The following is a 23,723-nucleotide window of genomic DNA, read 5'->3' on the forward strand; positions in this document are numbered from 1 at the left end:
GCTCATCCGCTCTCTCTGGTGATGACGATCTCGACCCTGCGATTGCGCCCCAGGCACTCCTCGTCCCAGCCGCCGTTGCGTCGCTCGTGCAGGCAGATCCGTCGGGTCTCCCCGACGCCCCGGGTCACCGACACCGGCAGGCCCAACCGCGCCAGCTCCCGTCCGACCGCAGCCGCACGCCGCTCGGAGAGGGCCTTGTTGTACGCGGCGCCACCACGCGAGTCGGTGTGCCCGACGATCTCGACCCGGCTGACCCGTGCGTTCCCGATCCGCTCCCGGACCGCGCCGAGCCGAGCGACACCCTCCGGCCCCACCACGTCGGATTCGTTGGCGAACAGCGCCGCGCTCGGCAGGCTGTAGGTGATGTCGGGTGGGGTCGGCGGCGGGCCGGCCCCGGGCTTGAACAGCACCACCGGGTCGGCCGGCGGGGAGGTCGCGACACCGGACTGGCGGGTGGGCGCCGGGGCGGTGGAGACCTCGCAGGACGCGGCCGGCACGGTCAGGCAGAGCCGCTCCCAGTACTGCCGCAACCAGGCAAGATGCCCGGTCTCCGGCACCGGCCGTCCGGCGACTGGATTGCCCACCCCCACCATCAGCAGGTCCGCCCCGACCAGAGAGGTGGGCCACTCGGGTCGATCCGGGCAGTCCCGGACGGCGGCGTCGATCAGCGCCTCGCCGCCGACCGGGGCGCGGCTGAGATCGGTGCAGCCGGTCGTGCTGAGCCCGTCCGTGGCGAGGACCACGGTCCTGCGGGCCTCACCGGCCGCCCGGGTCTGCTCGGCCGCCACACCGAGCGCGCCCAGCACGTCGGTGCCGGCGGTCCGGGGCGCTGTCGCCGCTGCCTGCGCGGCAACCCGGCGTAGGCAGGACCTGGTTGCCTCCGTCTCGTACTCCTGATTGTCCGGGGTGGTGCTGGTGGGGGCGGTGACGCGGTTCTCGATGGCCCAGGTGACGGTGGCGGCAGAGCCGTCGAAGGTACCGATGGAGACCACGTCGCGGCGCTCGATGGCGGCCTCGACCGGTCCGGCCACCGCAGCCGCCCAGTCCGGTGCGGCGCCGGTCGAACGGGTGGACGCGGTGACGTCGATCAGCACCGCCGTGTGAGCCACCCCGGCGATCGGCGGCGGATCGCCCAGCACCTCGCAGGCGTCCCGGTCGTCCGTGCAGGCCGGGACGGCGATCAGCGCCGCCACGCCCACCACGGCCAGCGCGGCGCGGCCGGACCGTGAGACCCGACGGCGCATCACGACGAGGCCTTCGTCTCGTCGGCGACCGGGAAGCCGTTCTCGTCCAGGTGCATCTGCCGGCGCAGGTTCTGCAGCGCGGCGTCGTAGGCGGCGGCGAACTCGTACAGGCCCACGTGCTCGTGGTCCTTGCTGGCCTGCCGGAGCACGTCGGCCAACTCCACGGCGGAGGCCCGACGGTGGTTGACCAGTCCGGTGACCACCCCGGCGATCGCCGGATCGGTGAGCTGCGCGGCGTAGGCGACCATCGCGTCGTGCCCGAGCTCGTCGAAGAGCCGCTGCCAGCGTCGGGCGACCTCCTCGAACCGGTCGGCCCGCAGCAGCGCCAGCGCCGTGTTGGCCTCCAGCTCCAGCTCCCGCAGTTCGAAGGGCATCAGGTGGTCGCGCACCTTCGGGTCGGGGCGGACCCAGGCCTTGGCCGAGCAGTGCACGGTGCCGGCCGCACCCCGGTAGCACCAGGTGTCGGCGAGCGCCTGCTGGATCGCCTGCTCGGCGGCGGCGGACTGGTAGGGGGAGAAGCCCCGCGCCACCTGCCAGATCCGCTCTCGCACGGTGTCCCGGGCGCTGGCGGTGAACTCCCGCGCCTCGTCCACCAGGTCGTCGTACGACATCTGACGGGAGGACCAGACGAGCGCGGTGTCGACCTGGAACTCGAAGACGTCACCGTGGCTGAGCGCGCTCACCCGGGCGATGTCGTCGGTCGGCTGGTGGATGACCTCCTCGTTGCTGATCGAGGGTGTCGGGCGTGGGGCGCCACGGAACCAGTCGACCAGCCGGCGCCACAGGCTGCGCCGGCGCTTGCCGTGCCGGTACTTGCTGCTCACGGGGTACCTCCTGAGGTGGGGATGGGAGCCGCGGCGCCGCCCGGAGCGCCGGGGCCGTACAGGCGGCGGGCGGTGGCGGAGCCCGGCGACCACTCCCGCAGGTGGAAGCGGCCACGCGCGGCGATCCGGCCGACGAGCATCCGGCCGACCAGGTCGACCACCAGGTCGGCGAGCGCCGCGCCGTCGTCGGCGAGCCGGATCCAGCCGTGCAGTTCCTTCCAGGCACGGAAGGCGGTGGTCGGGTCGGCGAGCGCGGTCTGCCAGAGTGCGACCAGCTCACTGTGGTCGGGGGTGAAGGCGCCGGTGGCGGTGAGCAGCAGGGGCCGGGTCTCCTCGGGTGGCGACGCCCGCTCCCCGGCGAGCAGGGTCAGGCCCCGGGCGGCGTGCACCCGCAGCCGTTGCAGCCCGTCGCCGCTCCAGGTGACCAGCGCCTGCCAGGTCACCTCGGGCGCGACTCCGTACAGGGTGACCAGGGTGCGGGCCACCGAGGCGCTGGCGTTGAGATCCTTCCGGCTGGCCAGCGTCCGAAGCTCCTGCACTGCCTCCTCGGGAGCGAGCTGACCGATCCGGGTGCCGTAGGCGCGGGCGGCGGTGTCGTGCAGCAGGGGGTCGGAACTGCGGACCCAGTCGCGTACCCGGCCACGGATCCGGCCGAGCAGCCGTGGATCAGCGGTCGCCACGTCCAGCGCCCACGCCGCCGCCTGGCGTACGGTGCCCCGGCCATCGGCCGCCCACCGCCGGATCATCGTGTTGCAGACCTCGTCGAAGTCGTACGTGGCCAGCCAACCGGTCACCTCGGCGGCCCGTCGGCGGACCGCTGCTCGGGGACCGAGGACCAGCCGGTCCAGCCAGAACAACAGGGGCAGCCGGACCCCGTCGAAGTCGTTCCACACCACGTCGAGCACGTCGAGCAGCAGCCGCGGGTCGGCGAGCAGGGCCCGCCGGGGTTGCTCGCCGGACTCCACCGTGGCGAGCCGGGGCTCCCCGGACCAGGTGCGCAGCAACTGCTCGACGCCCCCGTCGAAGACCACCCGAACCGTCTGCTCGCTCCCGCTCTCCACCGCCCGCAGGATCCCCAGCAGCAGCTCACCGGCGTCGAAGACATCGGTGAGAGGGTGACTGTGGAAGGTGGCGTACGCGATCTGGAACGACCGGCGGCGCGGGGTCTCCAGCGGGTCGTCCGGGTCCCCTGCCGCGCTGAGCAGCCGGGCCGCGAAGTCACGGCGGTGGCGGCTCAGTCCGCCGAGCGCGTCCTCCAGTTCCTCGTCGACACCGCTCCAGCCCGCCAGCGACCGGGCCAGCTCCACCGTCGGCGCCGGCTGAGGGTGGGTGAACAGCTCGGTGCGGACCCGGTCGTGGGCCAGACACCGGGCGACGAAGCGCGTCCGGCACTCGCCGCTGCACGGCGTACAGCCGTCCAGGCAGCGGCCGGCACGTGTCAGCAGCCGGAGCAGGTGGCGGCCGAGCACGTTCTCCACCGGCGGCTGCCGGTGCGCGAACGTGTACGGCGCGAGCGCCGGGTCCGGGCTGTCCTCGCGGTCCTCCACGATCACCACGTACGCCCCGGCGTCGTGGGCCAGCTTCTCGAAGATGCGCAGCGTCGCCATCCCCACCGCTCCGGCGGCGGGCAGCTCCAGCACCGTGCCGTGCCCCTCGACCAGGAGTCCGTCCTGCCCGGCCAACTGGGTCAGGGTCACGCCGGCGTCGGTGTTCTCGATGCCGACCACCCGGTCGAACCCGACCACGCCGGCGAGCAGCAGTTCCGCGGTGGTCCGGCGGCCGGTGCCGGCCGTCCCGCGCAGCAGCAGGACCCGCCGCTCCTCCAGTTGCCGGCGTGCCTCGGCGAAACCCTCGACGGTGACGTAGGTGGTCTCCGCCTCCCGTAGCGACGCCTCGGTGCGCTGCGACCGCAGGACGGTGATCTGCCGCCCGTCGGGGAGCTGGAAGTTGAACATCATGGCGTGGTCGCCGTAGACGGTCTGCCCGACGTTGCGGAACGTCGAGCCGCCGCCCTGGCCGCCACCGCCGCGCTCGTCCGACGCCTCGTTCGTCCAGCTCTCGTCCTCGCCCTTGGCCTCCCCGGCTGCGTCGCCGGACTGCCGCTCCCGCTTCCATGCCTCCAGGGCCGGTGCGTGTCCCCTGTGGTCGTCGGTCTCGGCGGTGTCCGTACCCGTGGGACTGGCCGGAGCGGTGGGTCCGGCGTCGGCGGGTGCCGGCCGTCCGGGGTCCGGCGGTGGTGGGGTGGCCGGCTCGGGTGCGACCTCGGCCACCGGCTCCTGCCCGGTAGCCGGAGGCAGAGCCGCCGGTTCCACGCTGGTGGGGGTGTCGTCGTCGGTGCTCATGTCCAGTTCCGCCCGTTGCCGATGCCGCCGTGGTTGGTGACCGTGGCGTGGTCGCCGTAGACGACTTGGCCGACGTTGTCGCCGGTGCGCCGCCCATCGAGCGTCCGGCCCTGGTCGGCGCGGGGCGGGCGGGGCCGGGGCATCGACCCTGTCGGGTCCGCGCGGTGGCCGTCCGGCGGCGTGCCGGTGTCCGGTCCCAGGTCGCCGGCCGGTGCCGGATCGTCCGCTGAGACCCAGGGCGGCGGGTAGCCCGGCAGGTGCAGCCAGGCAGTCGCGTCGAACCCCTTCGCCGGCACGTGCGCGCGCACCCGCCGGAACATCCGGGGCTGCACACCGAGCGCCTGGTGCGGGACGACCCGCTGGTAGACGGTGTCCGAGACCACCGCCACGACCGGTGCGTCGGGCACGGCCAACATGGCGTCACGGGCGGCCGCGCAGCTCTGCAACCGGACCGCGTGGACGATCGCGTCGCCACCACGCGGGATGCCCGCCGTGTCGACCTGCACGTCGCCGAAGTCGATCCCGATCCGCAGGCGCAGCCTGCTCTCGGCGTTCTTGTTGCGGTTGTACTCACCGACCTCGACCCGTACCTGGTCGAGGAAGCGAGCCAGCACCCAAGCGACCGGCACGTCGGCGGGAACCAGGACGAGTTCGCCGTCGCCACGTTCGCGGTGGATCCAGCTGCCGCCGTTGGGGCAGGCCTGCTCGACCCTGCTCATGATGCTCTCGGCGGCGAGGGCGAGGTCAGAATGGCGCGGGTAACCGCCAGGGCTCGAATCGACGATGTCGGAGGAGATCGCGGTCCAGGGGCGTGGAAGTTCCATGGCGATTCTTCACCTGCTTCGCATGAGGGAGGAGCGGATTCCACTGTGTGGCAGGAATTGCACGTCCAGCCAGTTGATCTACATCAGGTGATGCAATTCCTGTCTTCCTCGGCGACCTGCGCCAATGCGACCTCGTCCCGGATGACGACCGAGCCGTGTCGGGTGTCGAGGAGGCCGTCCCGGGCCAGCCGGCGCAGCGCCCGGTGCACCGACACCTGGGACGCGCCGACGAGTTGGGCGAGTTCACGTTGTGTCACGTTCACGGTCAGCCGGTCCCCGTCCGCCGCGGCCAGCTCGCACAGGGTGGCGGCGACCCGGGTCGTTACGTCGTGGGACGCGGCCACCGTGCGCTTGTCGGCCGCGCGCAGCCGGTCGGCGAGCACCTGGGCGAAGGGCCGGATCGCTGTCGGGTGGTCGCGTAGGAAGTGGTCGAAGGCGGTCGCGGTGATCCGTCGGGCCACCACCGTCCCGACTGCGATCACCGAGGCGGACCGCGGCCGCTCGTCCAGGTAGGACAGCTCGCCGAGGAGGTCCCCCGACGAGCGGAGGGCGATGCTCCGGACGTCGTCCACGACGACCCGGGCGCGTCCGCTGGTGAGCAGGAGCAGGTGCCGACCGGGCTCGCCCTGGCGGAGCAGGCGGTGGTTGTGCGGGAACTCCTGTCGTCCACCGAGTCGCAGCAGGGCGTCCCGGTCCGACTGCGGCAGACGCCCGGCGAAACTGGTCCTGGACCACCAGGCGGGTGTGGGTCGTTTCGGATGGACGGTGCCGGACAGCATGACGTCTTCTCCTTCTCGAGGGTCGGTTAGAGCAGGCCGAGCGCGACCAGGGCGGCGGCGAGCGTGGTGAGCACGGTCCCGGCACGGGTCCAGCGGTACTTCGTCATCACCAGCCGGCTGATCCAGCAGAGTTGCGAGACCAGGCCCGGCATGGAGTCCCTGGCGGCCCGCTCCACGTACCGGCGGACCAGTGCCGGGTCACGCAGCCGGTGCACGTGGCCGAAGTAGGCCACGTGCCGCAGTTCGGGGGAGCCGGCCGTCCGGGGCAGCAATGCCAGGGCGAACGAGAGCAGCGCCGCGGCGGCGCAGGCGCAGCCGGACCACCAGGCCCAGGCGGCCGCACCGTTGAGGTCGCGGGGTGACCAAGACGCCCCGACGAACACCGTCAGCAGGGCGAGCGAGACGCCCCCGAGCATGGTCAGCCATTGCGAAGCCTTGGCGTCCGCGCGGCGCAACTCGTCCCGGGCCTCGGAGAGCAGCCGCTCGGTGAGCCGTACCGCCGTCTGTGGGTCGGTCCCCGCGCTTCCGGACCGATGGGCGAGGCTGCGGGTCGCGACCCGGACGCCGGGCCGGGCCGGTCGGCGGGCGACCATGCGGACAGTGGGTCGGGCTTCGTCCATGACACTCCTCCGTGATGGATCGGCACCGTCCAGACGAGGGTCGCGAATCGCAGCCCGGGGCTCGATGTCGTCGGCTACGGCTTGGATGTCGACATCGACACAGAGCCGGCCAGGGAGCGGAGTAGATCGGGCTGGACCACGACGATCTGTCGTCGTCGGGTGAGCAGGACGTCGCGCTGCCGGAGCACCCGTAGGGTCCGGGCCACCACCTCGCGTGAGGTGCCCACCGACGCGGCCAGGTCCTGCTGGGTCAGCGGGAGGTCGAGCACGACCCCCTCCGGGGAGGGCACGCCGTGCTTCTCCAGCAGTTCCACCAGCAGCACGACCAGCCGGCTGTCGCCGTTGCTGGATCCGTACTCGACCCGGCGGTTGTCGGCCTCGCGCAGGCTGGAGGCGAGGTGCCGCAGCAGCGACAGGGCGATCTCGGGCCACGCGGTCAGGCAGTCCTGCAACTGCTCGGCGGTGAGCACCGTGGCCGTGACCCGGGTCAGCCCGCTGACGGTGGCCAACCGGGGCCGGCCGTCGACTGCGGAGAGCTCCCCCAGGATGTCGCCCGGTCCCCGGATCGCCAGCAGCGCCTCCCAGCCCTGACGGGAGTAAGAGGTCACCTTCACCCAGCCCTCCCCGATCAACACCACGTGTCGGGACGGGTCGCCCTGGTGGAACAGGGCCGTGCCGGCCGGGTACACCTGGCGGCGGCCGGCCCGCGTCAGCGCGTCCCGTGCCGTCGGCGACAGGTTCGCCAGGAAGGTCCCCACCGGGGGAGACTCGGTGGGCCCGCCGCCACGACGTGCCTGCGTCATCCGCGGTTCACTCCTCTCCTCGCCTCCCGTTCCGCCGGCAATCCACCGGAAGTCCCGTCGACGGGATGCGAGCCGGCGGGCCGGATCGTCGTCGAAGAAAACGGGATGGCGTCCTTTGTATCGTCCGCGTCAATGTCGGGTGATCCGCTGAATGGACGGGCGGGGAACGCCGAAGGTCATTGTCCGTCGGCACGGCCGCGGCACCTTCGCGGGAGACGTCGACCCGTTCATTCAGCGGTCTCGGGACGGTGTCGGGATAGCCATTGACCGAATGGTGGGCGGAGCGTGAAATCTGTCATGCCGTTTCCGGGGATGCAGAAAAGCGGGTCGGCTACGCTGTGTGATCATCTGGGCGGTCGAGTGGGTCGACTGAACTGGTGAGCGTCGATGAGCCGTATCCATGGGTGTGCGGACGACGGAGCTGGTCACCTGCCCCCGGAACACGTTCGACTGGCTCGGGCCGGCCGGCGTCCGCGATGTGGTGGTCCGCTGGCTGCGGCTGATCGCGGCCGACGCCGAACTCGCGCCGTACCTGATCGGGATCGACCGCCCACAGCTCGTCACTCACCTCACCGCCCGGCTCACCGCGGCCCTGGGTGGCCCGGCGGGCGGCCGGGCGGCCGGCGACGCCTGGCGGCGGCTGGGGCTGACCGAGGAGCAGCGCTGGCGGGTGCGGGACTACCTGGCCGCGGTGCTCTGGGCGCGCGACGTGCCGGTCGACACGATCGTCCGCGCGCAGCGGGAGGTGGACGCGTGAGCGGCCGTGCTCGGTAGGCACAGGAATGCCTGCTCACGCCACCGTCGATCACCGGGTTTGCTGTCGGCGTCCCGATAGCGGAGCCGTTCAGGTGATCTATATCGGTCTATAGAGTCCGGTGCATGGACCACAACGGACACCCGCTCTCCCGTCGCCGGCTGCTCGCCGGCGCGGCGGCGGCCTCGGCGGTCACCGTCGCCGGCGTGACCGCCGGCCCGACCGCCGCCACGGCGGCCCCGACCCGCACCACCACCCCGCTGGTCGTCCGCGACGGGATCGCCACCGCCCAGCTGCGTACGGCGGACGGCGGGGTGGCCCGCTTCCAGACCGACTTCCACGAACGCCTCGGCGCCTGGCTGGCGTTCTGGTCGGCCAACTCGCCCCGCTCGTGGAGCGTGCCGGTCGAGGTGGTCGCCTCCGTCGGCGCGGACGGCGACACGCTCACCCTGCACACCGTCCGCCACCGCTACGGCGTCCACCTGCGCGACGGATTCACCGCCGGCCGGGTCGACGCCGCCTGGTGGGGCACCCTCGCCAGCCTGCACCACCACTTCCCGACGGTCCGCGCGCTGCCCGACGGCAGCCTGCGGGTGGTCGACGGCTCCGCCGGCTGGACGGGCTCGTCCGCCCAGGTCGCCTTCGCCGGTGCGGCGCTGCGTGAGCTGTGGGGGGAGCGGTCGACCGGCTGGCAGGAGCCCGCCAACCGGGTGCTCCGCCGGGCCGGGCTCCGGGCGGACGTCGCCTCCCGGGCCGGATGGGCCGCCTTCACCAGGGTCAGCCTGCGCCGCGGGCTGGGCACCGAATCGTACGAGTGATCGGAGACACCACATGTCCCGCAACGAGTTCCGCTTCGTCGTCGACGGCGTCGACCTGACCCCCGAGCAGCAGAGCCACATCGCCGGGGAGATCCAGAAGGCCGGCCTGGCCGCCCTGTCCAGCGCCGGGGCCCAGCTGGCCACCCCGCTCGCCCTCGGCCACGCCAACCTCAAGCTGCGCCCCGAGTGGTACGGGATCTGGGTCATCGACGGCCCGTTCGCCCAGGAGCTCGGCCAGAAGATCAACGACATCGGATTCTGGATGCCCCGGTGACCGAGCCGGCCCGTCGGCCGGACCCGCCGGAGCGGATGTGTCCGAGCACCTCCGCGGCCAACGCCACGGTCTTCCTCGGCATGATCACTCCGGCGGGTCGGGTCGCCTACGTCACCCCGCAGGTCCCCGCCGAGGTCGCGCTCGCCGTGCCCGTCGAGGCGGGCACCCCGGTCGAGGCCCGCTACCGGCTCGCCGGTCCCTGCGTCACCTCGTCCTGCGGCTTCTGGACCGGTGAGCACTGCGGCCTCGGGGCCCGCGTCGTGGCCTCCTACCGGGAGGTGGTCGGCCCGGCCGAGCCGGAGCTGCCCAAGTGCGCGATCCGGCGCACCTGCCGCTGGTACGCCGAGCAGGGGCCGGCGGCCTGCCCCGCCTGCTCGCACGTGGTCACCGACGCCCGCTGAGTGGTGAACCGCTCACCGTGATCGTCCGTATCCCTGGGCGTGGGGATCACGGGGTGCGCGACGGTGGACGGGCTCACGGGCCGACGGGTGGGACGCTGAGGTGGGGACGTACCGCAGTCGCAACGTCCTCACCGAACAGCTGACCCCCGAGCAGATCGCCGCCGTGCGGCTGCCGCTGGCCGCGTGGTACCAGCGCGGCTACCGCCGCGAGGAGGTCGACGCGCTGCTGCACCGGCTGGCGTACGAGCTGCGCGCCCGTGGGCGTGAGCTGGAGGAGGCGCGGGCCGAGAACCAGCGGATCAAGCGGGCGTTGCGGACCTGGCAGTCGGAGCGGGCCGGCGGCGCGAAGTCGAAGCGGACGACGACCGCGCGGCGGGTGCGCCGTACCCAGCCGAAGGTGGCGGCCGACGCCGACCGGCCTCCGAAACTCGCGGGTCACGCCCCGGGCGCCGAGTAGGCGGCCGTCCGGCGGGTCGCCTCGTCGACCTCCTCCGGTGTCAGCACCGGCGTGACCTGCACGCGCAGGCCGCCCGCCGCGCCGATGGCGATCGCCAGCGAGGCGGCCGTCGGATGGTCCGGCAGCTCGCACACCACGTAGGTGTCGTCCTCGCCGAAGGCGAAGTGCATCGACTCCAGCCGCCCGCCGGCGTCCTCGACCATCTTCCGGACGACCTCGGCGCGTCGGCTGCCGCCGTCGCCGGCCAGGCCCCTGAGCCCGTCGGCGGTGTAGGTCGACCTCAGCAGGAACCTCGACATGCCGCATCACTCCCTGGTACTCGTCAGGCCCCGCCCTGCCGGTTGACCCGGTCGCCGTGTGCCAGCGAGGACCGGCCGTGGTCACGCTCGCTGCCCGAGGTGCCGGTCGCGGCGCGCAGGTGCCGGCGCTTCGGTGAACGCTCGACCTCGGAGCCCTGCCGGCCCCGTGCGCCGCTGCCCGGACTCCGTCCGGCGCGGGCCGACTCGCCGCCGGGGTCGTGCTTGTTCTCCTTGTGGCTACCCATGGCCCGCGCGTACCCGGTGCGGGCGCGGCTAGTCATCGGGAGGCGGTCCACCCGAACCGGTCAGACGAACCCCTGCTCGACCAGGACGACCTCTTCCTGGGTGATCTCGTGCCGCCGGCCGGACCCACCGACCACCCGCATCCAGCTCGTCGCCGTCAGCTTCGCCCGCCCCTCGTCGACGGCGAGCCGGTACGTGAAGCCGCCGTACATGCCGGGCACGGCGAAGTGGGTGTCCTCGGTCGGCGTCTCCCGCAGCACCTCCAGCTCCGGCAGCCGGAGCCGGTGCTCGTCGACGAGCGCGCCGACCCGGGCCCGGATCAGGCCGTGGAAGTGCTCCTGTACGGCGCGCAGCTCCCGATCCGGCACGTCGAGCAGCCGGGGCGGGGTCAACACCTCGGTCAGGTGGTGATGACCGGCGCGGACGGCGATGTCGACCGGCCGTTCCCCGTCGGCGGTACGCAGCCCCCGCCAGGCGCCCAGCTCCACCAGGCGGTGCACCACCTCGACGGGCGCACCGGCCCGGGCGGCCTGGTGCAGCGGCGCCCACCGGGAGGTGCCGTCGGGGCGGGTGGCGTTGACCCAGCCCCCGCCGCCCGGCGCGGTGAGCACCGTCAGCACACCTGCCCAGTCGTACGCCCGCGCCCGGTCGGCCAGCTCGTTGCGGGCGGTGAGCGCCCAGTCCGACAGCGACGTGCCCCGCGTGATCCCGTCCCAGGTGTGCCCCACATGATCATTGTGGGGCCGGGGCGCCGGTCGGGGCAGCCCCGCTCAGGCGTACGTGTCGCCGAACTCGCGGACGCCGTCGACGTCGAGGGTGATCCGGTCGTTGCGCGTCCACGCCCCGACGGCCGCCTCCCAGCTCGGGTCGTCGCGCTCGTCGAAGGCGGTCCAGTTGTGCCGGTGCAGGCGGAGCTGGATCGGACCGGTCGACCCGCCGGGGACCAGGACACCGCCGGTGAAGGTGATCTCCACCCAGCCGGGGACCGGCGTCCCGGGCGGCGGGAAGACCGTCGGCGTCGGGCTCGGCGTCGGTGGGCCGGGCGGCGGCGCGGGCGGCGGGAAGTACTGGAGGGTGCGCTGGATCTTCGCGCAGCCCAGCTGGGCCCAGTCGCACTCCGGCACCAGCGAGGTGTTCCCGTCGCCGAAGCGCACGTGGTAGCGGATCCGCACGGTGGTCAGGTCCAGCGGGGCGTCCCCGCTGTTGGTCACCCGCAGCACGAACTGCGCCTGGTTGTCCGTCGGCGACCAGTCCAGGTTGAGGTAGTCGACGACCGCCCGCCCGTCCACGGTCCGCACGACGGTGACCGGTGAGGTGTCGGAGTACCCGCCGATCGCGTACGCCTGCACGGCGATCCGGTACTCGGTGCCGGGGGCCAGGTTGGTCAGCGTGATGGTGGTGTCCTGTGTGCTGCCGAGTCCCCGGTACACGTTGGGGCCCAGGGGTGAGCGCACGTCGTAGGTGATCGGACCGCCCGGCTCGCCCTTCCACAGTGCGGGCGACCAGGCCAGGGTGAGCCGGTGCGGCTCGTTGGCGACCACCACCGGGGCGCTCGGGGTGGTCAGCGCCGGGGTGTCGTCGGCGCGGGCGACGCCGACCGCCAGGCCGCTGAGCAGCGCGGCGAGGGCGGCGACGAGGGTGACGCGGCGGGCACGCATGGTGAGGATGCTACGGATGGACATGCATCCTTATCAATCGTTTGGTCGGCGGCCCCGCGCGTGCTTGCGTTTCGACCGGGGCATCGACACCGGGCCGACGGCCCGCGGGCGCGGTCGTGACCCACCGCGTAGCCGGGCCGTCAGGGCGTCCTTCAGCCGACCGCCCCCGATGACGGCCAGTCCGACCAGCGGCACCGCGAGCAGCACGAAGCCGACGGCCCCCAGCACGCCCTGCACCCGGCCCCGATGGCCGCTGAGCTGGCCGTAGTCGGTGACGAAGTCACCCGGGTCGGTGCGGCTCACCCGGATCGGCACGGTGCTGCGCCAGGCCGGGCACACCTGCACGCAGGCGATCTCCTGCTCGTGGGTGACGCTGTCGAGCGCGTACCGGACGTACACGGTGGTCCGGCTGCGCTCGGTCCGCACGTCGTACACGTACGCCTGCGCCGGCCGGCCCCGCTCGCGCAGCTCGACGGCCCACCGGTCCTGATCGCGGCGCGTCTGGAACGGCACGGAGAACAGTGCCGCGCCGAGGAGCAGCACCACGGGCAGGATCACGGCGGGCCGGGCCAGCCGCGCGAGCCGACCCCGGGCGGCCGACTGGTCGGTCCCGGTCACGACCGGCACGGTAGCCGCGCGGATCAAGCGGCGAGGACGGCGTCCGCCGGTGGAATGTCGGTGCCGGTTGCTTCACTGGAGACCGGCCGACCGGACGGGGGAGCGGTGACGACAGCGGTGCGGATCAGACCATGGGACCAGGACGACCTGGAGTTGCTGCGGCGGCTCAACGCGCCGGAGATCCGCCACCACACCGGCGGCCCGGAGACCGACGAGCAGGTGCTCGCCCGCAACGAGCGATACGCGCGGTTGGCCGGCACCGGCCAGGGCGGCATGTTCACCGTCGTGCTGCCCGACGGGGCGAAGGCCGGCAGCGTCGGCTACTGGGAACGGGTCTGGCACGACGAGCCGGTCTACGAGATGGGCTGGGCGATCCTGCCCGAGCACCAGGGGCGCGGCCTGGCCACCGCCGCCGTCCGGGCGGTCGTCGCCGAGGCCGCCGCCCAGCGCCGGCGTCGCTGGGCGCACGCGTACCCGTCGGTGGACAACCCGGCCTCGAACGCGGTCTGCCGCAAGGCCGGCTTCACCCTGCTCGGCGAGACCGAGTTCGAGTACCCGCCGGGACACCTGATGCGCTCCAACGACTGGCGGATCGACCTGGGCGCCTGACACCACGGCGCGGCGCCTGACACCACGACGCGGCGCCTGACACCACGGCGCGGCGGCGACACCGACGCCACGCCGTGGTGCCGGATCAGCCGACACGGGCCGGTCAGCGCGCCTCGTCCAGCCGGGCCCGCTGCGCCTCGGTCAACTCCAGGTCCACCGCCGCCAAGCTCTCCTCCAACTGCGCCACCGATGACGCGCCGACCAACGGGATCGCCGGTGTCTCCCCGCCCATCAGCCAGGCCAGCACCACCTGGTTCACCGTCGCCCCGCTCTCCGCGGCCACCTGCCGCAGCACGGCCAGCCGGCCGGGCGCGCTGGGCAGGTCGTACGCCGGGCCGAGCGGCCGGTCCGCCCGGGTGTAGCCGCCCTTGGCCAGCGGCGAGTACGCCACCAGCGTCAGCCCCCGCTCCACCCGCAGGTAGCTGGCCAGATCCGGACCGACCGAGCCGACGTCACCGTCCGGATCCAGCTCACTGGGCAGGTCGACCCGGCGGTGCAGGTAGGTGTGGTGGTACTGGAGCACCTCGTACCCGGGCAGGCCGGCCGCCGCGGCCAGCGTGCGGGCCCGTTCCACCCGCCAGGCACGGTGGTTGCTCGCTCCCAACAACCCGACCGTGCCCTCGGCCACCAGTTCGCCGAACGCGCCGACGGTCTCCTCCACCGGCACGGTGCGGTCCTCGATGTGCGCGTAGAGCAGGTCGAGCCGTTCCGTGCCCAGCCGCTCCCGGCTGCGCTGCGCCGACTCGCGGATCACCGTCGCCGACAACCCCTCGGCGTTGTCCGTGTAGCTGGTGCCCGGGGCGAGCGGCCGCGCCCCCACCTTGGTGGCGATGACGATCTCGTCGCCGACGCCCCGGCTGCGCCGCCAGCGCCCGAGCAGCTCCTCGCTCTCCCCGCCCTGCTTGCCGTTGACCCAGAAGGCGTAGTTGTCCGAGGTGTCGATGAACGTCCCGCCCGCCTCGACGTAGCGGTCGAGGATCGCGTACGAGGTGGCCTCGTCGGTAGCGGTGCCGAAGAGCATCGCGCCGAGACTGAGCACGCTCACCTCCCGCCGGGTCGCCGGGTCGGTGCCGATCGTGCGGTAGCGCATGGATCTCCCCTCCACCCGGCCCCCGCCAGGTGTCCGACTCCACCCTCGACGTTCGAGCGCACTCCAGGTCAAGCCCTCACCAGGGCAGCGCCCCCGACGAGTCGTCGGCGGCGAGGTGGCCCCAGAGCAGGCCGCTCGGCCCGTCCGCCGGCAACGTCGCCAGGTGCACGCTCACCTCGGCGCCCTGCTCCGCGCTGCGGTACCCGGAGTTGCCGTTGAGGTCGGTGGCGCAGTACCCGGGGTTGGCCGCGTTGACCAGGATCGGGGTGTCCCGCAGCTCCTTGGCGTACATCGCGGTGACCATGTTCAACGCGGACTTCGACGACGGGTACGGCACCGACGTCAGCGGCCAGAGGAAGCTCTCCGGGTCGGTCATCGTGGTGATCGAACCGACCTCGCTGGAGACGTTGACGATCCGCCCGGCGGGGGAGCGGCGCAGCAGCGGCAGGAACGCGTTGGTCACCGTGACCACCGCGAAGACGTTCGTCTCGTACACCTCGCGCAGGGTGGCCAGGGTGGTCTCGCTGGGCAGCGCCGAGCCGTCGGCCCGGACGATCCCGGCGTTGTTCACCAGCACGTCGAGGCGGCCGTACTCCTGCGCGACGTGCTTCGCGGCGGCGGCGACCGACTCCGGGTCGGTCACCTCCAGCGCCACCGGGTGCGCGTCCGCGCCGCCGTCGCGCAGCGCCGCCACCGCCGCCCCGCCCCGGTCGGCGTCCCGCGCGCCCACCAGCACCGTCATGCCCCGCCCGGCGAGCTGCCGCGCGGTGGCGTACCCGATTCCCTTGTTGGCCCCGGTGACCAGGGCGAGCTTCGTCGTCGTCATGGCGTCGAGCCTGCCGACGAGCCGGTGCGGGCGGGATAGACCGGCGCAGCCTGGGACCGGCGGTACCACCCTCGGCGGGCGCCGGTGCGGCAGGCTGGGGGACATGACCGCAGCCGGGTTGCGCCGCGACGAGCTGGCCACCTTCCTGCGCAGCCGCCGCGCCCGGTTGCGCCCGGCCGACGTCGGCCTGCCCGACGGGGTACGCCGCCGCACCCCCGGCCTGCGCCGCCAGGAGGTCGCCCAGCTCGCCGGCCTCTCCGTCGACTACTACGTGCGGCTGGAGCAGGGCCGTGGCCCGCACCCGTCCCGGCAGGTGCTCGCCGCGCTGGCCCGGGCGCTGCTGCTCACCCGCGACGAGCGGGAGTACCTGTTCCGGGTCGCGGGGCAGAGCCCGCCCCCGGTGCCCGGCCCGAGCGGTGACGTCCCGCCGGGGCTGCGCGACCTGCTCGACGCCATGACCACCACCCCGGCGTACTTGGTCGACGCCAAGTACGACGTGCTGGCCGTCAACCGGCTCGCCGCGCGCCTGCTGGGCGACCTGCCGGAGCGCAACATGATCCGCTGGATGTTCCGGCACCCCACCCCGGACGACCCGGAGGCGCGGCGCTTCGTCCGCGACTCGGTGGCCGACCTGCGCGCCGCCTACGGCCGGTACCCGGGCGACCGGGGGCTGACCGAGCTGGTCACCGAGTTGCTCGGCGTCTCACCCCGGTTCGCCGCGCTCTGGGCCGAGCACGACGTGGCGCAGCGCCGCCCGGTGACCAAGCGGGTGGCGCACCCGGAGCTGGGGCCGCTGGAGTTCGAGTGCCGGGTGCTGCTGGTGCCGGAGACCGACCAGCGGCTGATCGTGTACACCGCCGCCCCCGGCTCGCCGACGCACGAGGTGTTCCGCCGCCTCGCCGAGCAGGTGCGCCCGTGACGCGCACAGCGGGTGCCGGGGTTGCCGACCCGCCGCAGGCCGGCCAGGGACGACGACGAACGTCCTAGTTGACGCCGGTCGGGCGGCGGCTCGGCGCGGGCCCGGCGACCGTCGCCGCGACGGTGCGTCCCGGCACGATCGGGGCGTCCCGGCCGGTGCCGCGCCGGCCGTCACCGCGCCCGGCCCGCTCGTGGTAGTCCTGCTCCACGTTGACGGTCCAGACGTCGTGGCCGGCGCCGTGCACGATGTTCTCGGCGGTCAGCATCGCGGTCAGCATCGAGTGGTCCTGGTTGTTGTACCGGTGCATGCCGTTGCGCCCGACGGGGTGCACGTTGGGCAGCTCCCGGGCCAGCCAGGCCCGGATGGTGTCGACGTTGTGCTGGTAGCGCTCGTCGTAGACCGGGTACGCCTTCGGCATCCGCACCACGTACCCGCTCTCCACGCACCCCGGCCGGACCAGGCCGAGCTGTTCCAACTCGGCGGTGGCCAGCGCCACCAGCTCGTCGTCGGGCCTGCGCCAGGTCTCGTCGTCCTCGAAGACGAAGTACTCCAGGCCGAGGCAGGTGCGCCCGTCCTTGACCAGGTAGGGCGACCAGGAGCCGAAGTTCTGGATCCGGCCGACCTGCACGGCCGGGTCGTGCACGTAGATCCAGTTGTCCGGGAACGAGAACTCCTCCGGCACCACCAGCGCCACCGTGAGGAAGTCGCGGTGGCGCAGGTCGGCGGCGCAGGCCAGCACCTCGGCCGGGGCGGCCGGCCGGACCGCCGTGACCAGCTCGGAGATCGGCATGGAGGAGATCACGTGGTCGGCCGGGACCCGGCGCTCGCCGCCCGGCCCGTCGACGGTGACCGCGACGGCCCGGCCACCCTCGCGGTGCACCGCCGTCACCCAGGTGCCGGTGGAGACCTCGCCGCCGCGCCGGCGGACCTCGTCGGTGCAGCGCTCCCACATCATGCCGGGCCCGAACTTCGGGTACTGGAACTCCTCGATCAGGCTGGTCACGTCCTTGCGGTTGCGGCGGGGCAGCAGCGCGTGGAGCACCGCCCGGGCCAGCGACAGGTTCTTGATCCGCTGGGCCGCCCAGTCGGCCTGCAATCGGTCGGCCGGCATCCCCCACACCTTCTCCGTGTAGGTCTTGAAGAAGATCGAGTACAGCCGCCAGCCGAAGCGCGCCGACACCCAGCCCTCGAAGTGCGACTGGTCGCGGGGCGGACGCAGCCGCGCCTTCGCGTACGAGCCCATGCACCGGGCCGCCTCACGGATCCCGAGGTTGCGCAGGGCGTTGCCGGCGTTGAGCGGGTAGTCGTAGAGCGCGCCACGGTAGAAGATCCGGCTCATCCGGGGGCGCAGCAGGAACTCGTCGTCGGGTAGCACCTCGTGCCAGAACGCCTCGACCCGCGGCACCTTGGTGAAGAACCGGTGCCCGCCGATGTCGAACCGCCAGCCGTCGCGCTCCACCGTACGACTGATCCCGCCGACCACCTGGTCGGCCTCGAACACCCGCACCGTCGCACCGTGCCGGAGCAGCTCGTACGCGGCGGTCAGGCCCGCCGGGCCGGCGCCGATGACCACCGTGCCGTGACGCTCGTCCATCCCCGTGCGCTCCCTGCGGTCGACCCCTGCGGACAGGCGCGGATACCCCGTCCCCGCGTTCTCTCACGTCCCCTGCGGGGAAACTCCCGATCATGCCGCTCCGCGCCGTCGGGGGGCTCATCCGTCCGGGAGGTGTCATCGGGGCCGGGCGGGGGATGTCGGGGCAGCTTCGCGGCCCGTCCCGATCGGCCGCGGGTGCGGACCCGACCTGCGAGGAAGCGCTGATGGCCGACGGCACGACCCAGGAGACGTCCGCGCCGGGCGGCCGCCGGCCCGGCGTGGGCGAACGGGTGGACCGGCTGCGGGCGCGAGCCGGCGGCGTGGCCGCCCGGGTGCCGTGGCGCTGGCGGTACGTCCTGGCGCTCTTCGTCGGCGCGAAGGTCGTCTTCGCCGTCCTCGGCGTGGTCGCGCTGGCGGCGTGGGACGGGGTGCCCGGCGCGCCACCGGCCGACGAGGCGGGCATGCGCACCGCCCAGGAGGCGATCTCCGGGCAGCGCTGGATCTCGCTCTGGTTCGCCTGGGACGCCCTGATCTACGACCACCTGGCCCGGCAACCTGTCACCGGCGACTGGGACGACTTCGGCTTCCCGCTGCTCTACCCGTTCCTGGCCCGGGCGCTGGCGGTGCCGCTCGGCGGGCACACCGCCCTGGCGCTGCTGCTCATCGCCAACGTGGCGTTCCTGCTGCTGCTGTACTACGCGCTGCGGCTGGGGGAGGCGGTGCTCGGCGACGACGCCTCGGCGCGCCGGTTCACCCGGTACCTGGTGCTGCTGCCGACCGCGTTCCTGTTCCAGGCGGCGCTGACCGAGTCGCTCTTCCTCTGCCTCGCCCTGGCCGCGTTCCACTACGCCGAGCAGCGGCGCTGGCTGCTCGTGGGGCTGGTCGGGTACTTCCTGGGGCTCAGCCGCTCGATCGGGTTCCTGGTCGCCGTCCCGCTGGCCCTGGTCCTGCTGCGCCAGCACCGCTACCGGCCGGACCCGCGCAGCACGGCGCGCTACCTGCGCGACGGATGGCCACTGCTGCTGATCCCCGCCGGCTGGCTGACCTTCATGGCGTTCTGCCGCGTCACCGGCGGGGACTGGTTCGCCTACAAGCACGCCCAGGAGAAGGGCTGGGGCATCCGGGTGCAGAACCCGCTGTGGGTGCTCTGGCACGGCCTCACCGGCGGCGACGGCCGGGACGCGGTACGGGTCTGGTTCGCCGTCGCCGTCCTGGTCGTGGTGCTCGCCGGCGCCCGGTGGATCGGGCTGCCGTACGTCGTCTACGCGGTGCTGACGGTCCTGGGTCCGCTGTCGATGGGCCCGCCGGTCTACAAGAGCCTGCTGCGCTACCTGCTCGCCGCGTTCCCGGTCGGCCTGGTGCTGGCCCGCTGGGCGCGCCACGCCACGGCCGACGCCTGGCTGGGCGCCGTGCTGGCCCTGCTCCAGGGGGTGCTGTTCGTGGTCTGGCTGACCTACTGGACGCACTTCATCATCTGAGCACGCGGGGGCCGGCCGCCCCGGCCCCCGCGTCCCGTGACCCTCAGGCGGGCAGGTAGTCGAACGTGTCGGGGTTCGGGCCCTGCCGTCCGGCTTCGCCCTTGTCCAGCCCGGTGATGCGCTCCATCGTCGCCTCGTCCAGGTCGAAGTCGAAGATGTGGAAGTTCTCCTCGATCCGCCGCGGGGTGGTCGACTTCGGGAAGACGATGTCGCCGCGCTGCACGTGCCAGCGGAGCACCACCTGGGCCACCGTGCGGTCCAGTTCCTCGGCGATGTCCACCAGGGTCGGGTCGTCGAGGACCTTCCCCTGGGCGATCGGCGACCACGCCTCGGTCGGGATGCCGTGCGCCCGGCCGTACGCGCGCACGTCGGCGTTGCCGAAGTACGGGTGCACCTCGATCTGGTTCACCGCGGGCACCACCTCGGCCTCGGCGGCCAGCCGCTCGAGGTGCGCGACCTGGAAGTTGGACACGCCGATCGAGCGGGCCCGGCCGTCGCGCCGGAACTCCTCCAGCGTCTGCCAGGTGGAGACGAAGTCGCCGTCGTAGAGGGTGGGCAGCGGCCAGTGGATCAGGAACAGGTCGACGTAGTCCATCTTCAGCGCGGCCAGCGTCGAGTCGAACGCCTTGCGCGCGTCGTCCGGGCGGTGGAAGCCGTTGTTGAGCTTGCTGGTCACGAAGACCTCGCGCCGGTCCAGCCCGGAGCGGCGGACCGCCTCGCCGACCTCGGCCTCGTTGCCGTACATCTCGGCGGTGTCGATGTGCCGGTAGCCGATCTCCAGGGCCTTGCCCACCGCCTCGACGGTGTCCTTCGGCTCGATCTGGTACACCCCGAAGCCGAGCTGCGGGATCGTGTTGCCGTCGTTCAGGGTGATGTCGGGAATCGTGTTCGCCATCCGGCTTCTTCTCCCATCGTCCGGTACGCCCGCCCCGACGGGACGCCGTCGAGCGGGCACGTGCCAACCGGACTTACCCGGTCGGGCCGTACGCTCACGGACCGACCGGGGTGATCTGCGTCAGCCCCAGATGGCGCCGGCCCACTCCGGGTGGTCGACGAACGGGTTCCGGTTGCCCTGCCAGCGCTCGTAGATGCGCTGGTTGCGGCGCTTCTCGAAGGTGTCCGGCGGGTCCTGGGCGTGCCACTGCAACAGCACCGACTGCCGGCCCAGGTACGGCGCGGTGCCGTTGGAGACGGAGTTGTTCATCTCCAGGTTCGGCCAGCCGTCGTTGCCCTCGTACCGGATCGCCATGTACATGATCATGCGGGCCACGTCGCCCTTGACCGCGTTGCGCGGCTCGAACGAGTCGGCGTCGGTGTAGCAGCCCGGCGCCTCGCCGACCGGGCTGCCGCCGGTGTCGAAGTCCTTGTTGCCGCGCAGCGAGTTGACCGAGACGTCCGTCGGACGCAGGTGGTGCACGTCGGTGCCGGGCCCGGTGGCGGTGCCGAAGTCCCCGTGCGACTTGGCCCAGACGTGCTCGCGGTTCCAGTCGTCGACGCCGCCGCCGTTGCTGGTCTTGCTCTGCGAGCGGCCGGTGTAGAGCAGGATCACGTTGTTGGTGTTGGCCGGGTCCTGGTCGGTGTCCCGCAGCGCCTCCCACACCTGGTCGTAGGAGAGCCTGGTCTGGTTCCGGATGATCGAGTGCAGCGAGCTGCGCAGCGCGGGGCCGGTCTTGCCCATCGCGTTCGCGTAGTAGGTCGAGTCGTACGGGCCGCCGGTGAAGGTCGGCGACGGCGACGCGGTGGGCGACGGGGCGGCGCCGCCCAGGCTCATCGCGGTCGGGCTCTTCAACCCGCCGTGGCTGAAGTACGCGGTCAGCGTCCCGGTGGCGGTGATCTGCCTGCCGCGCAGCGACGGGTTGGTCAGCAGCCCGAAACTGCTCCGGTACGCCGTGGTGACCTGGACGTAGAGCATCCGGCCGGTGCTGGTCTCGCTCGCGGTGTCGGCGATGGCGATCGCGGTGTCGGCGGTGTAGTTCGAGGTGATGACGGTGCTCGAGGCGGTGGGTTGCCCGATCACGTAGCCGGTGACGGTGGCGGTCCGGCCGTCCTGGGCGGACAGCGCCTGCGCCACGGTCAGGGTGGCCGCCGCGGACGCCGACGTCGCGGCCACCGCCACCGAGGTCACCAGGGTGACGGCGAGTGCGAACGCCGTGACCATCCGCCCGGGTCGCGGGCGGGTGGAACTCTTCGTATTCATGGCTGGCGATGTTAACGGGCCGGCGGCGACCGGCGGGAGAGCGGCGACGTGAATTCTCAGTGGTGGGTGGTGTCGAACAGCACCGGCCAGGGGCGGGCCGACGGCACGACCGGGGCCGGTGGCGGCGGCTCCTCGGCGGCCAGCACCTCGGCGGCGAGCTGGGCGAACATCACCGCCGCCGGGTGCGCCGAGCGGTCCGGCCAGGCCGCCGACGTCCGCTTCACCAGGGGTGCGCCGACCAGCGGACGCCACGCGATCCGGGGCTGGAGCCGGGCCGACGCCGCCGGCTCCAACGCCACCGCCCCACCCGCCAGCAGCAGACCGAAGATGAACTCGGGGTTACGGGCCGGGCGTACCCGGCGGGGCGTGAAGCCCTGCCGGCGGCAGACGTCCAGGACGTGGTCGTACCAGCCGGGCGCGGTGGGCCGGGGCGGGCCGACCAGGTCCAGCCCGGCCAGGTCGGCCAACGCCACCTCACGCGGCCGGGCCAGCGGCGAGGCCCGGGGCAGCAGCACCCCCACCGGTACGTCCACCGGTGGGCCGAAGCGCAGCCCGTCCGCCTGCACCGGGTGGTGCAGCAGCCCGGCGTCGAGCCGCCCCTCGGCGAGCATCCGCACCTGCTCACCGGTGGTCAGCTCGTGCAGGTCGACGTCGAGCCCGGGCGCGGCGGCGGCGAGCCGGTCCAGCAACGCACGCAGCGTCACCGCCGGGGTCTCCGGCGGCACCCCGGCCCGGAAGACGCCGAGCGCACCCTCGCGGACCTGGCGCATCAGGTGGCGTACCCGGCGCTCCCCGGCCAGCAACTCCTCGGCCTCGCCGAGCAGCAGCTGGCCGGCGGTGGTGAGCCGGACCTGCCGGCGGGACCGGTCGAACAGCTCCACCGCCAGTTCCCGCTCCAGCCGCTGGATCGACTGGCTCAGCGGCGGCTGCGCCATGCCCAGCGCCTCGGCCGCCCGGCCGAAGTGCAGCTCGCGGGCGACCACCACGAAGTGCCGCAGGTGGCGGAGCAGATCCACGCAGGGACCCTACGACAGCGCCCGCTACCGTTCACCGGTGGCAGTTCAGCAGCGGATCGCGCAGGTCTTCGCGCGGGCGGGGGTCACCGGCAGCCTGCACGTCGTACCGGTGGACGGGCCGGACGGACGGGAGATCGCCCTCGACGCCGACCGGCGGACCGTCATCGCCTCGGTCTTCAAGATCCTGCTGGTGCTGGAGTTCGCCCGGCAGGTCGCCGCCGGGCAGCTCGACCCCACCGAACGGGTGCTGGTGACCGCCGGCGACCGGCTCGGCGGCTGGGGCGTGGCCGGCTGCGCCGACGACGTCGAGGTGTCCCTGCGCGACCTGGCCTACTTCGCCATGTCGGTCAGCGACAACACCGCCGCCGACCTGCTGCTGCGCCGCGTCGGCGCGGACGTGCTGCCGATGCTCGCCGCCGAGCTGGAACTGGGGCGTACCCGGGTCCGGGGTGGACCGCGTGACCTGGTGGAGCTGATGCTCGCCGACGTGGGCGCCCGCACCGAGGCGGACTTCGCCCGGATCTTCCCGACCCTGCCGGAGGAGCGGATCCGGGCCATGCGGGTCTTCGACCCGGACCGAACCTCGTCGAGCACCGCCCGGGACCTCACCCGGCTGCTCACCCTGATCTGGCGGGACCGGGCCGGCCCGGCCGTCGCCTGCGCCACCGTGCGGGAACTGATGTCCCGCCAACTCGTACGGACCCGGCTCGCCTCCGGCTTCCCGCCCGGGGTGCGGGTGGTGTCGAAGACCGGCACCCTGCCCGGGCTCTACCTCGACGCCGGGGTGGCCGAGTACCCGGACGGCGCCCGGTACGCGATGGCCGTCCTCGTCCGCGCCGCGCACCTCGGCACCCACCGCACCGACGTGGACCTGGCCATGGGCGAGGCCGCCCGGATCGCCGTGCAGGCGCTGCGCGACACCTGAATCCCCGACCGGTCCGACCCGCTCGCAGCGGCGCTGAGCTGGTCCGATATCCGCACAGGTATCGACGGTTGCGGCATCCGGTCTTGGACGCCGCGGCCGGCGCGGTGGTGG

Annotated in this window: 27 protein-coding genes; 9 read left to right on the forward strand and 18 right to left on the reverse strand. The window is 73.3% G+C overall.

The features are described 5' to 3' along the window. Nucleotides 1-2: 2 nt before the first annotated feature. The 7 genes from GA0070614_RS21400 to GA0070614_RS21430 all read right to left on the reverse strand — a co-directional run bounded on the left by GA0070614_RS21400 (nucleotide 3) and on the right by GA0070614_RS21430 (nucleotide 7,436). Entirely contained in the window at nucleotides 3-1,244 is a 1,242-nt protein-coding gene (locus GA0070614_RS21400; RefSeq protein ID WP_088977636.1) for an OmpA family protein, read from the reverse strand. Then, nucleotides 1,244-2,068: a hypothetical protein gene (locus GA0070614_RS21405; RefSeq protein ID WP_088977637.1), complete on the reverse strand. Its 825-nt coding sequence runs from the start codon at nucleotides 2,066-2,068 to the stop codon at nucleotides 1,244-1,246. Before GA0070614_RS21405 ends, GA0070614_RS21400 begins: the two co-directional genes overlap by 1 nt. Further along, a complete protein-coding gene (locus GA0070614_RS21410; RefSeq protein ID WP_088977638.1) occupies nucleotides 2,065-4,410 on the reverse strand; it encodes a HEAT repeat domain-containing protein in 2,346 nt (781 codons plus the stop codon). Before GA0070614_RS21410 ends, GA0070614_RS21405 begins: the two co-directional genes overlap by 4 nt. After that, nucleotides 4,407-5,234: a nucleotidyl cyclase domain-containing protein gene (locus tag GA0070614_RS21415; protein WP_157745061.1), complete on the reverse strand. Its 828-nt coding sequence runs from the start codon at nucleotides 5,232-5,234 to the stop codon at nucleotides 4,407-4,409. Before GA0070614_RS21415 ends, GA0070614_RS21410 begins: the two co-directional genes overlap by 4 nt. Nucleotides 5,235-5,317: 83 nt before the next feature. Beyond that, on the reverse strand, nucleotides 5,318-6,013 hold the full coding sequence (locus GA0070614_RS21420; RefSeq protein WP_088977640.1) for a Crp/Fnr family transcriptional regulator: 696 nt from the start codon (nucleotides 6,011-6,013) through the stop codon (nucleotides 5,318-5,320). Nucleotides 6,014-6,039: 26 nt separating this feature from the next. Then, nucleotides 6,040-6,633: a Pycsar system effector family protein gene (locus GA0070614_RS21425; protein ID WP_157745062.1), complete on the reverse strand. Its 594-nt coding sequence runs from the start codon at nucleotides 6,631-6,633 to the stop codon at nucleotides 6,040-6,042. A 74-nt stretch (nucleotides 6,634-6,707) separates the two neighbouring features. After that, nucleotides 6,708-7,436: a Crp/Fnr family transcriptional regulator gene (locus tag GA0070614_RS21430; RefSeq protein ID WP_231933350.1), complete on the reverse strand. Its 729-nt coding sequence runs from the start codon at nucleotides 7,434-7,436 to the stop codon at nucleotides 6,708-6,710. 400 nt (nucleotides 7,437-7,836) lie between these two features. Between GA0070614_RS21430 and GA0070614_RS21435 the strand changes: the two genes are divergently transcribed. The 5 genes from GA0070614_RS21435 (at nucleotide 7,837) to GA0070614_RS21455 (ending at nucleotide 10,140) form a co-directional block, all read left to right on the forward strand. Next, nucleotides 7,837-8,193: a globin family protein gene (locus tag GA0070614_RS21435; protein ID WP_088977642.1), complete on the forward strand. Its 357-nt coding sequence runs from the start codon at nucleotides 7,837-7,839 to the stop codon at nucleotides 8,191-8,193. 122 nt (nucleotides 8,194-8,315) lie between these two features. Continuing rightward, entirely contained in the window at nucleotides 8,316-9,008 is a 693-nt protein-coding gene (locus tag GA0070614_RS21440) for a hypothetical protein (RefSeq protein WP_088977643.1), read from the forward strand. Nucleotides 9,009-9,021: 13 nt separating this feature from the next. Further along, nucleotides 9,022-9,282 carry a hypothetical protein gene (locus GA0070614_RS21445; protein ID WP_088977644.1) on the forward strand — a complete coding sequence of 87 codons (261 nt, stop codon included), beginning with the start codon at nucleotides 9,022-9,024 and terminating at the stop codon, nucleotides 9,280-9,282. Beyond that, nucleotides 9,279-9,683: a hypothetical protein gene (locus GA0070614_RS21450; RefSeq protein WP_088977645.1), complete on the forward strand. Its 405-nt coding sequence runs from the start codon at nucleotides 9,279-9,281 to the stop codon at nucleotides 9,681-9,683. Before GA0070614_RS21445 ends, GA0070614_RS21450 begins: the two co-directional genes overlap by 4 nt. A gap of 100 nt (nucleotides 9,684-9,783) precedes the next feature. Continuing rightward, the gene (locus GA0070614_RS21455) at nucleotides 9,784-10,140 is read left to right on the forward strand and encodes a DivIVA domain-containing protein (RefSeq protein ID WP_088977646.1); all 357 of its coding nucleotides are present in this window, start codon (nucleotides 9,784-9,786) and stop codon (nucleotides 10,138-10,140) included. Here GA0070614_RS21455 and GA0070614_RS21460 read toward each other — a convergent pair. The 5 genes from GA0070614_RS21460 to GA0070614_RS21480 are packed head-to-tail and all read right to left on the reverse strand — an operon-like array spanning nucleotide 10,119 to nucleotide 12,958. After that, the gene (locus GA0070614_RS21460) at nucleotides 10,119-10,439 is read right to left on the reverse strand and encodes a GYD domain-containing protein (protein WP_088977647.1); all 321 of its coding nucleotides are present in this window, start codon (nucleotides 10,437-10,439) and stop codon (nucleotides 10,119-10,121) included. The genes GA0070614_RS21455 and GA0070614_RS21460 overlap by 22 nt on opposite strands. A gap of 23 nt (nucleotides 10,440-10,462) precedes the next feature. Then, nucleotides 10,463-10,684, reverse strand: coding sequence for a hypothetical protein (locus GA0070614_RS21465; RefSeq protein WP_088977648.1), 222 nt, complete (start codon nucleotides 10,682-10,684; stop codon nucleotides 10,463-10,465). A 60-nt stretch (nucleotides 10,685-10,744) separates the two neighbouring features. After that, on the reverse strand, nucleotides 10,745-11,410 hold the full coding sequence (locus GA0070614_RS21470; protein ID WP_088977649.1) for an ankyrin repeat domain-containing protein: 666 nt from the start codon (nucleotides 11,408-11,410) through the stop codon (nucleotides 10,745-10,747). Nucleotides 11,411-11,452: 42 nt separating this feature from the next. Beyond that, the gene (locus GA0070614_RS21475; RefSeq protein WP_231933351.1) at nucleotides 11,453-12,364 is read right to left on the reverse strand and encodes a fibronectin type III domain-containing protein; all 912 of its coding nucleotides are present in this window, start codon (nucleotides 12,362-12,364) and stop codon (nucleotides 11,453-11,455) included. Between the two features lie 9 nt (nucleotides 12,365-12,373). Further along, nucleotides 12,374-12,958 carry a hypothetical protein gene (locus tag GA0070614_RS21480; RefSeq protein WP_157745063.1) on the reverse strand — a complete coding sequence of 195 codons (585 nt, stop codon included), beginning with the start codon at nucleotides 12,956-12,958 and terminating at the stop codon, nucleotides 12,374-12,376. Between the two features lie 117 nt (nucleotides 12,959-13,075). Here GA0070614_RS21480 and GA0070614_RS21485 point away from each other — a divergent pair, with 117 nt between their 5' ends. Further along, the gene (locus tag GA0070614_RS21485) at nucleotides 13,076-13,567 is read left to right on the forward strand and encodes a GNAT family N-acetyltransferase (protein ID WP_231933352.1); all 492 of its coding nucleotides are present in this window, start codon (nucleotides 13,076-13,078) and stop codon (nucleotides 13,565-13,567) included. A 103-nt stretch (nucleotides 13,568-13,670) separates the two neighbouring features. Here GA0070614_RS21485 and GA0070614_RS21490 read toward each other — a convergent pair whose 3' ends face one another. Both GA0070614_RS21490 and GA0070614_RS21495 read right to left on the reverse strand, forming a co-directional pair. Continuing rightward, nucleotides 13,671-14,657: an aldo/keto reductase gene (locus tag GA0070614_RS21490; RefSeq protein WP_088977652.1), complete on the reverse strand. Its 987-nt coding sequence runs from the start codon at nucleotides 14,655-14,657 to the stop codon at nucleotides 13,671-13,673. A 76-nt stretch (nucleotides 14,658-14,733) separates the two neighbouring features. Further along, nucleotides 14,734-15,483: an SDR family oxidoreductase gene (locus tag GA0070614_RS21495; protein ID WP_088977653.1), complete on the reverse strand. Its 750-nt coding sequence runs from the start codon at nucleotides 15,481-15,483 to the stop codon at nucleotides 14,734-14,736. A 103-nt stretch (nucleotides 15,484-15,586) separates the two neighbouring features. Here GA0070614_RS21495 and GA0070614_RS21500 point away from each other — a divergent pair, with 103 nt between their 5' ends. Then, on the forward strand, nucleotides 15,587-16,402 hold the full coding sequence (locus GA0070614_RS21500; protein WP_088977654.1) for a helix-turn-helix transcriptional regulator: 816 nt from the start codon (nucleotides 15,587-15,589) through the stop codon (nucleotides 16,400-16,402). 64 nt (nucleotides 16,403-16,466) lie between these two features. Here GA0070614_RS21500 and GA0070614_RS21505 read toward each other — a convergent pair whose 3' ends face one another. Further along, nucleotides 16,467-17,996, reverse strand: a complete 1,530-nt coding sequence (locus GA0070614_RS21505) for an NAD(P)/FAD-dependent oxidoreductase (protein ID WP_088977655.1) — start codon at nucleotides 17,994-17,996, stop codon at nucleotides 16,467-16,469. Between the two features lie 224 nt (nucleotides 17,997-18,220). Here GA0070614_RS21505 and GA0070614_RS21510 point away from each other — a divergent pair, with 224 nt between their 5' ends. Next, nucleotides 18,221-19,474: a hypothetical protein gene (locus GA0070614_RS21510; RefSeq protein WP_231933353.1), complete on the forward strand. Its 1,254-nt coding sequence runs from the start codon at nucleotides 18,221-18,223 to the stop codon at nucleotides 19,472-19,474. Nucleotides 19,475-19,517: 43 nt separating this feature from the next. On the opposite strand, the gene GA0070614_RS21515 is transcribed toward GA0070614_RS21510, so the two are convergent. From GA0070614_RS21515 to GA0070614_RS21525, 3 genes are all read right to left on the reverse strand, one after another. Beyond that, nucleotides 19,518-20,369 carry an aldo/keto reductase gene (locus GA0070614_RS21515; protein WP_088977656.1) on the reverse strand — a complete coding sequence of 284 codons (852 nt, stop codon included), beginning with the start codon at nucleotides 20,367-20,369 and terminating at the stop codon, nucleotides 19,518-19,520. A gap of 120 nt (nucleotides 20,370-20,489) precedes the next feature. Then, on the reverse strand, nucleotides 20,490-21,671 hold the full coding sequence (locus GA0070614_RS21520) for an endonuclease (protein WP_088977657.1): 1,182 nt from the start codon (nucleotides 21,669-21,671) through the stop codon (nucleotides 20,490-20,492). Nucleotides 21,672-21,727: 56 nt separating this feature from the next. Next, complete coding sequence (locus GA0070614_RS21525; RefSeq protein ID WP_088977658.1) at nucleotides 21,728-22,687, reverse strand: LysR family transcriptional regulator; 960 nt, start codon at nucleotides 22,685-22,687, stop codon at nucleotides 21,728-21,730. A 37-nt stretch (nucleotides 22,688-22,724) separates the two neighbouring features. Here GA0070614_RS21525 and GA0070614_RS21530 point away from each other — a divergent pair, with 37 nt between their 5' ends. Beyond that, nucleotides 22,725-23,612, forward strand: a complete 888-nt coding sequence (locus GA0070614_RS21530) for a serine hydrolase (RefSeq protein ID WP_088977659.1) — start codon at nucleotides 22,725-22,727, stop codon at nucleotides 23,610-23,612. The last annotated feature ends 111 nt before the right edge of the window (nucleotides 23,613-23,723 follow it).

The sequence above is a fragment of the Micromonospora coxensis genome, assembly GCF_900090295.1.
GTDB lineage: Bacteria > Actinomycetota > Actinomycetes > Mycobacteriales > Micromonosporaceae > Micromonospora > Micromonospora coxensis.

Bases quoted from the DNA above. Each gene is read 5' to 3' on its own strand.
- GA0070614_RS21400 (WP_088977636.1), bottom strand. From the start codon at position 1,244: ATGCGCCGTCGGGTCTCACGGTCCGGCCGCGCCGCGCTGGCCGTGGTG.
- GA0070614_RS21410 (WP_088977638.1), bottom strand. From the start codon at position 4,410: ATGAGCACCGACGACGACACCCCCACCAGCGTGGAACCGGCGGCTCTG.
- GA0070614_RS21415 (WP_157745061.1), bottom strand. From the start codon at position 5,234: ATGGAACTTCCACGCCCCTGGACCGCGATCTCCTCCGACATCGTCGAT.
- GA0070614_RS21420 (WP_088977640.1), bottom strand. From the start codon at position 6,013: ATGCTGTCCGGCACCGTCCATCCGAAACGACCCACACCCGCCTGGTGG.
- GA0070614_RS21425 (WP_157745062.1), bottom strand. From the start codon at position 6,633: ATGGACGAAGCCCGACCCACTGTCCGCATGGTCGCCCGCCGACCGGCC.
- GA0070614_RS21430 (WP_231933350.1), bottom strand. From the start codon at position 7,436: ATGACGCAGGCACGTCGTGGCGGCGGGCCCACCGAGTCTCCCCCGGTG.
- GA0070614_RS21435 (WP_088977642.1), top strand. From the start codon at position 7,837: ATGGGTGTGCGGACGACGGAGCTGGTCACCTGCCCCCGGAACACGTTC.
- GA0070614_RS21440 (WP_088977643.1), top strand. From the start codon at position 8,316: ATGGACCACAACGGACACCCGCTCTCCCGTCGCCGGCTGCTCGCCGGC.
- GA0070614_RS21445 (WP_088977644.1), top strand. From the start codon at position 9,022: ATGTCCCGCAACGAGTTCCGCTTCGTCGTCGACGGCGTCGACCTGACC.
- GA0070614_RS21460 (WP_088977647.1), bottom strand. From the start codon at position 10,439: ATGTCGAGGTTCCTGCTGAGGTCGACCTACACCGCCGACGGGCTCAGG.
- GA0070614_RS21465 (WP_088977648.1), bottom strand. From the start codon at position 10,684: ATGGGTAGCCACAAGGAGAACAAGCACGACCCCGGCGGCGAGTCGGCC.
- GA0070614_RS21475 (WP_231933351.1), bottom strand. From the start codon at position 12,364: ATGTCCATCCGTAGCATCCTCACCATGCGTGCCCGCCGCGTCACCCTC.
- GA0070614_RS21490 (WP_088977652.1), bottom strand. From the start codon at position 14,657: ATGCGCTACCGCACGATCGGCACCGACCCGGCGACCCGGCGGGAGGTG.
- GA0070614_RS21495 (WP_088977653.1), bottom strand. From the start codon at position 15,483: ATGACGACGACGAAGCTCGCCCTGGTCACCGGGGCCAACAAGGGAATC.
- GA0070614_RS21500 (WP_088977654.1), top strand. From the start codon at position 15,587: ATGACCGCAGCCGGGTTGCGCCGCGACGAGCTGGCCACCTTCCTGCGC.
- GA0070614_RS21505 (WP_088977655.1), bottom strand. From the start codon at position 17,996: ATGGACGAGCGTCACGGCACGGTGGTCATCGGCGCCGGCCCGGCGGGC.
- GA0070614_RS21510 (WP_231933353.1), top strand. From the start codon at position 18,221: ATGGCCGACGGCACGACCCAGGAGACGTCCGCGCCGGGCGGCCGCCGG.
- GA0070614_RS21515 (WP_088977656.1), bottom strand. From the start codon at position 20,369: ATGGCGAACACGATTCCCGACATCACCCTGAACGACGGCAACACGATC.
- GA0070614_RS21520 (WP_088977657.1), bottom strand. From the start codon at position 21,671: ATGAATACGAAGAGTTCCACCCGCCCGCGACCCGGGCGGATGGTCACG.